This is a genomic window from Infirmifilum sp. (assembly GCF_049970975.1).
Lineage (GTDB): Archaea > Thermoproteota > Thermoprotei > Thermofilales > Thermofilaceae > Thermofilum > Thermofilum uzonense.
Genome location: NZ_JBMFLX010000085.1, coordinates 1 through 5,950 on the forward strand (window position 1 = coordinate 1; position 5,950 = coordinate 5,950).

Genomic DNA, 5,950 nt, shown 5'->3' on the forward strand with positions numbered 1-5,950 from the left:
ATGATGACCAACCGGAGCTCCCTGATGCGTGAGGAGAGCGGCCGTAGCTGAATCTCCCTTGAACCGATAAAGTTCCCGTGATTTGGGGCTGAGCCTCCGGGATCAGTTTATGCGGTTGTTAAGCTAGCCCAGGGGTAAATCTCTACACTCTTCATCTTGGCGAGGTCGTTAAAGCGTGTTGATGAGGAGAGGTTCTTGGAGGAGGTGTTGGGAGGGTCGTCGATTCTATTATTGTAGCAAAGTATAAGCCAGGCCACGTGATTATTATTCGTGTCATCGGATAGGCAAGTTATAATTGTAACGACTCCGGGCATCCCGGGTTACAGGGTTTTGCGTGTCTTGGGGCTTGTTACAGGGATTAGTGTCAGGACAAGGGGGGCTCTGGGGCGTTTTGCTGCTGGGCTTGAGGCGGTGGTAGGGGGTCGTGGAGAGTCATATATAGGTGAGCTCAGGAGGGCTAGAGAGGAGGCTGTCCAGGACCTTGTTAGAGAGGCTTTGAAGCTAGGAGCTAACGCTGTCATCGGGGTTGATTTCGAGACGAGTGAGATTTTGGAGGGCTTCATCGTTGTTACTGCTACAGGCACTGCGGCTCTGGTTGAGCCTGAGGACAAACCATAAAATCACTAGCTCAGAGAGCTTTGGAGTATTCGTACTACTATTTTTCTGAACGAGTTGAGGGTCTTAAATGTTCTCGAGGGCTTTTCTCACAGCCTCTTCAGCCCTTAAATAGAGCTCTAGCAGGCGTTTGCCCTCTGGGGTCAGGGTGGCTCCTCCTTTTTCTTCTCCACCCCTTGTCTTTTCGACAACTTTTAGTCCTGTCCTCTGCTCTATCTTCTTGAGATAGGTCCATGCAAAGCTGTATGAGTATCCTAAGGCGTTTGCCGCTGCGTTTATTGACCCTGTCTCTAGAATAGCCTTGAGGAGGCTGGCCCCACCGCTCCCAATTACGGGTTTACCGTCCTTTGCGAGCCAGACCTTGTATTTAACCTCAAGGTCGTCGATCTTAACCATGATAGTTATTCTATTCGACAAAGACTAATATTTTTCGAAAGTAGCTCAACTGCTCTGATAGGATATGGGTGATGGGCAGATAGGTTTCGACTTTTGAGCTAAACGGACAACAGATGAGTCAGGCCTCCTCGCAGAACGAGTGGCTTTTAAAGAGAGTCTCTTCGAGGTTTATGAAGTCTCTAAGGAGGAGTGCAGTGGCCTTATAGCAGTTAAGACGTGCCGTTCTTTCTAGGCATTCCGCGTAGGGCTTGCCCCACAGCTGTATATGGTTTTGGAACATTTTTTCCTGTAAGCAGAGGAATTGCTCCTGGGTTAGGCTTGAGGATACAAGGTAGTGCATTAGCTCAAGTTGGAGTGCCACGTGCTCGATGGGCAGCTTTACTCCTGGCTGTGGCTCGAGTCCTGCAGTTTTATAGATCTCCTCTAGGTCCTTTATCGTGGGGCCGTATATTACGCGCTCGCCTGTGACCCAGAAGGTCTCGTATGGGGGACACTTGAGCTCGGGGTAGTCGTTTGTGAAGAGCCTTGTATACTCTTCTAGGAGCTTCTCGCGAGGCATGTTCCAGGCTTCTAGCCAGGAGTTCCTAAAGCCGTTTACGGCATCCCTGAGGCTCTGAAGGCTCGTGATGCTGCTAAGCTGGCCTACTGCGAGCCTTAACTCTTCCTGTGCTTCCTGGTCTAGAGGGGTGTAGAGCGCCAGGCTTAAAACACGGTAGATTAGCCCTCTTTCTTTAAAGAGAATGTCATGTATCAATCTTAACACCTAGAGTTAAAAAAAATAATTTTTTATTTCTTTTTTCTTCACCAGGGTAGCTCCATAGCGCCCGTGTATACGAGTAGTAGCCTGGCTAGCAAGCTTTGTAGGATTAGGAGTAGAGCGATAGATATAAGGAGTGTCTTGGAGGGTTTGCCTTTGTAAAGCAGGTAGAGGACAAGGGGTGCTGCGTAGCCCACAAGGTAGAGAAGCAGTGTTACTGGGAGGAACTCGGTGAGCATTAGATGCACGGAGAACTTGTAGGCCTCGCTTGATATGTCTGCGAGAAGGATGTATAGTGTCGTGGTCACTAGTGCTAGGAGGGTGGTGAGGGCTGAGAAGTCCAACAGTATTGGGGGTGCTTCTTTCTTCAAAGCATGTGATACCAGGAAGTATAGACCGGCTCCGCTGGAAAGAGAGAGAAGTATGAATAAGAGGGGTGTGGCTGGGCTTCTCCACAGGTGGATCGAGGACCTCGCGAGTAGAGTTCCTGTGTAAGACATCACTAGGAACGAGAATATTGACCCTATCGCTCCTAGCGTAGTCATTATTTTCTCGTTTGAGGAGTATGGGAGCTTGACTACTGCGGGTAGTGCGAATAAACCGCCGAAGACTAGTGCTAAAATGTTAAAGAATACTCCCCAGGTCATTACTGAGTAGAGGTTTGGCGAGATCATCGTGTATATGGCTGCCTCCGGTTTTCCAAGGTGGGTTACGAGTATGAGGAGACCTAGAACGAGTGATGCCATCCCAGCGAAGGCTGCTTTGAGGCTGAACTCTTTCTCGCCCTTGAGGTATGATAGGAAGGCGTAGATGAACGTGGCTACTCCCATGCCTCCAAGCGTTAGGTCAAGGACGATCCTTATATCCCACGCGTGTTGTACCTCTATCACGCCTATCACCTCTTCCTAATAGGGAATATGTAGAAGACTTTGGGCTTCGTTCCTTCTTCGCTCTTGAGTGGAACCGCGGCCCCCGAGCTTACAAGCTTGGAGACCTCGCTTGCAGGGTCGTCTAGGTCTCCGAACACCCTCGCGTTGGTTGGACATGTTGAAACACATGCTGGTTCTTGACCAGCGGATACCCTGTGAATGCAGAAGGTGCACTTGTCTATCGAGCGCTTGTACTCGTCCCAGAACCTGGCCCCGTAAGGGCAGGCCTGAACGCAGTACTCGCAGCCTATACACTTTTGGCTGTCAACCAGCACAACGCCATCTGGGGTCTTGTAGCTTGCTCCTGTAGGGCATACGGAGACACATGGCGGGTTCTCGCAGTGCTGGCAAATCATGTGGGTGTAGTACACGCTGACGTTGGGAAATGTCCCTTGTATGTAGGTGTTGACGTATGTCCTCTTCTTGAAGTTTTCGAGAGCTGTGAGTCCCTCGCTTATAGCTCTCATCGCCTGCTCACGCCTGTTCTCAGCTATGCATGCAGCAACACAAGCACCGCAACCGATGCATCGGTTCAGATCTATAACCATACTATACCTTACCATCTTTTCTCACCCTCTAAGCCTTCTCAACTTTGACAATCACCTCTTGCGACATCACGCCGCCCGCAACGGGGTCGGCCTTCACAGAGGTGAGGAAGTGATAGGGGACGCCAAACTTAGTGTAGTGCAAGGCCTCGCTAGTATGTCCGAAATCGCTTGAGACCCATATCGTGTCTTCCCTGACGAGATCCGTTGGGAAAGCCACGGCCTCCACGGACACGCCGTTCGCTATGCTAACCAGCTTTATCTTGTCGCCCTTCTTGATCCCGAGGCTCTCGGCGACCTTCCTGTTTATCCAGGCCATTCGCTTGTAGTCGGGTGTAAGGACGGATAACAATGGCTCGTCCGCTGTGGAGGTGTGGGTCATTGTTGGGACGCGGCCATAGGTTAGGTAGAAGGTCTGCCTCCCATCGGCCTTGCCTAGAACCTCAGGCTCGGCCCAGGCTACGATCGGATCCCAGTAGGGCTGGTAGCCTTTCTTTGCCTTTATGTTGTTCAATGCGAAGCTGAATATTTCTATCCTCCCGGTAGGGGTGAGAAGCTGACCTGCAAGAGCCTTGTTTATCATTTCTTTTCGAAGAGTCGATGAGTCTTTCAAGACTATGAGTCCCTCAGACTCGAGTTTCGCTGGGTCGAGGTTCCTCGCAGAGGCTTGTACCGCGCGTATTCCGCGCACCCCGTTCTTCTCGTAGGCGTCCTTCAGCTTTGCAGCCATGGCGTTGGGATCTGCCGCACCGAGAGCCTTTGCGAGGTTGACCCAGAACTTGGTGTAGTAGTCGTCTCCAAGCTTCCTCAAGATCCCGACGATTATGTCCACGAGGTGTTTAGTGTCGTAAACGGGCTGTACAGCTGCGACTCGCGTCTGGAATCCGAGGGCAGGAGCGTAGGCTATGGCGTATAAGGGGTCGTCGCGCTCCAAGAACGTGGACTCGGGTAGGACTATGTCAGCGTAGAGAACCGCGTCAACAGGGTATATGTCGATGGCGACGACTTTCTCTAGCTTCTTCATAGCTTCACGCCACTTTGTAGCGTCGGGTCCCGTCAGTGCGATGTTGGTTGAGAACATGAAGAGCATCGATACCTTGTAGGGGTCACCATTCAAGATAGCGTCCAGGAATCCCTGGAAGGTGAAGCCCTTCGAGGCCATAGCCACGCCCTGCTTCGTACCCCAGATCCTCATCACGCTCTCCTCGCTTACATCGGGTGGAGGCGCCGCTATGCTCCCAGCACCGGTTATAAGTATGCCATCCTTTACAAGTCCTCCTACAAGAGCGTTGAGTATGGCGGCGGCCCTCCACGTCATTACGCTGTTCTTGTACTTAGGGTCGTGCCACCCGGTATCCACCGCGGCTGGCCTTGTCTTGCCGAATTCTATTCCAATAGATCTTATGGTAGCGGCTGGTACACCCGTTATACTCTCAGCCCACTCAGGAGTATATGCCTCCACCTTCTCTTTGAGGAGCTGGAAGACAGGTTTTACCTTCTTCCCGTCTAGGTTGTATTCTCCCTCGAGTGCCGGTAGGATGGCTTCCTCGTGTTTAACGGGCTTACCTTGGGCGAGATCCCAGACAAGGTATTTCGTCTTGCCGCCCTCGGTTCCAGCTGTTAGCGGTGACCCGTCTTCAGCAACCAGCATAGGTGCATTTGTGAATTTGCGAAGGAATTCTGCATCATAGAGCCCCTCCTTTATCACTACGTGGATCAACGCAAGGAGGAAGGCTAGATCCGTCCCGGGTTTTATAGGTATCCAAACATCAGCCTTTGCTGCAGTCTCACTAAACCTCGGGTCGACCACCACTAGCTTGTAGTTCCCTAGCTTTCTCCCTGCTCGCGTGCCGTGAACGACGCTTAGACTGCCGAAGAAGTTCCTCCTAATCACTATAAGGTACTTTACATTCTCATAGTCCGTTAAGATCTGTGAATGAGCCCCGACACCAAGTGCTGTGCTCCATCCGAATGCCTTTGGGAAGAAACAGGCACCCCCTGGTATGCCGATAGCGTTCGGTGTTCCAATAGTGTCGGCGAAGGCCTTCATATATGGTTCCAGGTAGAGGCATGTAGGCCAGCCTCCCAGCATGAATATCTCCTTGACCCTTCCCTCGCTTATCAGCTTCTTAACTTGAGAAGCCACTGCCTCGAAAGCCTGATCCCAGGAGGCCTCCCGGAAACCTTGAAACGTCCCCCTTTGTGCAGGGTTGTCTCGTAGGAGAGGTTTTTTAAGCCTGTCAGGGTTGTAAACCCTGAAGAGCCCTGCCTGACCCCTAGCGCATATCTTGCCAAGGTTTGTAGGCCCCTTGGGATTACCCTCTATCTTCACTATTTTTCCATCCTTTACCCGGACCAGGATCTGGCAGGCGGCGGGACACATCATGCATATGTTTGGGACAATCTTCTCCTGCTCGGCTTGAAGCTCAGTCTGGGGCTGCGAGGGCCTTAGCAGCCTCAGCGTGGGTGGGGACGCTGCAACTGTGAGCCCGGCGAGCCCGGCGGCTTTAATAAAGTCTCTGCGGCTGAGGGGTGTATTCATGTTTTTCAATATAGTTATATGCAATATTATTTATTAGCATTTATGTATAAGTCTTAATATTTTTAAGTGAAAATATCGATGTATCTAGAAAAATATAATGATGAGTTCGGGCAAAAGCGTTATAGAGGCGCTTTACACCTCCTACAGTAAAAAGCAGTCTTAAGGG

7 protein-coding genes are annotated in these 5,950 nt (G+C 51.2%); 1 reads left to right on the forward strand and 6 read right to left on the reverse strand.

What is annotated here, in order from left to right; translation table 11 throughout:
- Window positions 1-107: 107 nt before the first annotated feature.
- Window positions 108-257: a hypothetical protein gene (locus ACP5KC_RS08405; protein ID WP_428287266.1), complete on the reverse strand. Its 150-nt coding sequence runs from the start codon at window positions 255-257 to the stop codon at window positions 108-110.
- Between the two features lie 13 nt (window positions 258-270).
- On the opposite strand from ACP5KC_RS08405, the gene ACP5KC_RS08410 reads away from it, so the two are divergent.
- A complete protein-coding gene (locus tag ACP5KC_RS08410; RefSeq protein ID WP_424739219.1) occupies window positions 271-618 on the forward strand; it encodes a YbjQ family protein in 348 nt (115 codons plus the stop codon).
- A 63-nt stretch (window positions 619-681) separates the two neighbouring features.
- Here the strand turns inward: ACP5KC_RS08410 and ACP5KC_RS08415 are convergent, their stop codons facing one another.
- The 5 genes from ACP5KC_RS08415 to ACP5KC_RS08435 form a co-directional block, all read right to left on the reverse strand.
- Window positions 682-1,011, reverse strand: coding sequence for a winged helix-turn-helix domain-containing protein (locus ACP5KC_RS08415; protein WP_052884027.1), 330 nt, complete (start codon window positions 1,009-1,011; stop codon window positions 682-684).
- A 118-nt stretch (window positions 1,012-1,129) separates the two neighbouring features.
- Complete coding sequence (locus ACP5KC_RS08420) at window positions 1,130-1,765, reverse strand: molecular chaperone TorD family protein (RefSeq protein WP_273434365.1); 636 nt, start codon at window positions 1,763-1,765, stop codon at window positions 1,130-1,132.
- Window positions 1,766-1,812: 47 nt separating this feature from the next.
- Entirely contained in the window at window positions 1,813-2,658 is an 846-nt protein-coding gene (gene nrfD, locus ACP5KC_RS08425) for an NrfD/PsrC family molybdoenzyme membrane anchor subunit (protein WP_273434367.1), read from the reverse strand.
- Window positions 2,659-2,663: 5 nt separating this feature from the next.
- Window positions 2,664-3,260 (reverse strand): 4Fe-4S dicluster domain-containing protein, encoded by a 597-nt coding sequence (locus ACP5KC_RS08430; RefSeq protein ID WP_052884030.1) that lies wholly within the window; start codon window positions 3,258-3,260, stop codon window positions 2,664-2,666.
- Window positions 3,261-3,273: 13 nt separating this feature from the next.
- Window positions 3,274-5,784 (reverse strand): molybdopterin-dependent oxidoreductase, encoded by a 2,511-nt coding sequence (locus tag ACP5KC_RS08435; RefSeq protein WP_428287267.1) that lies wholly within the window; start codon window positions 5,782-5,784, stop codon window positions 3,274-3,276.
- Window positions 5,785-5,950 lie beyond the last annotated feature (166 nt).

Excerpts from the sequence above, each read along its gene's own strand:
- ACP5KC_RS08415 (WP_052884027.1), bottom strand. The coding sequence starts at position 1,011 with ATGGTTAAGATCGACGACCTTGAGGTTAAATACAAGGTCTGGCTCGCA.
- ACP5KC_RS08435 (WP_428287267.1), bottom strand. The coding sequence starts at position 5,784 with ATGAATACACCCCTCAGCCGCAGAGACTTTATTAAAGCCGCCGGGCTC.
- ACP5KC_RS08430 (WP_052884030.1), bottom strand. The coding sequence starts at position 3,260 with ATGGTAAGGTATAGTATGGTTATAGATCTGAACCGATGCATCGGTTGC.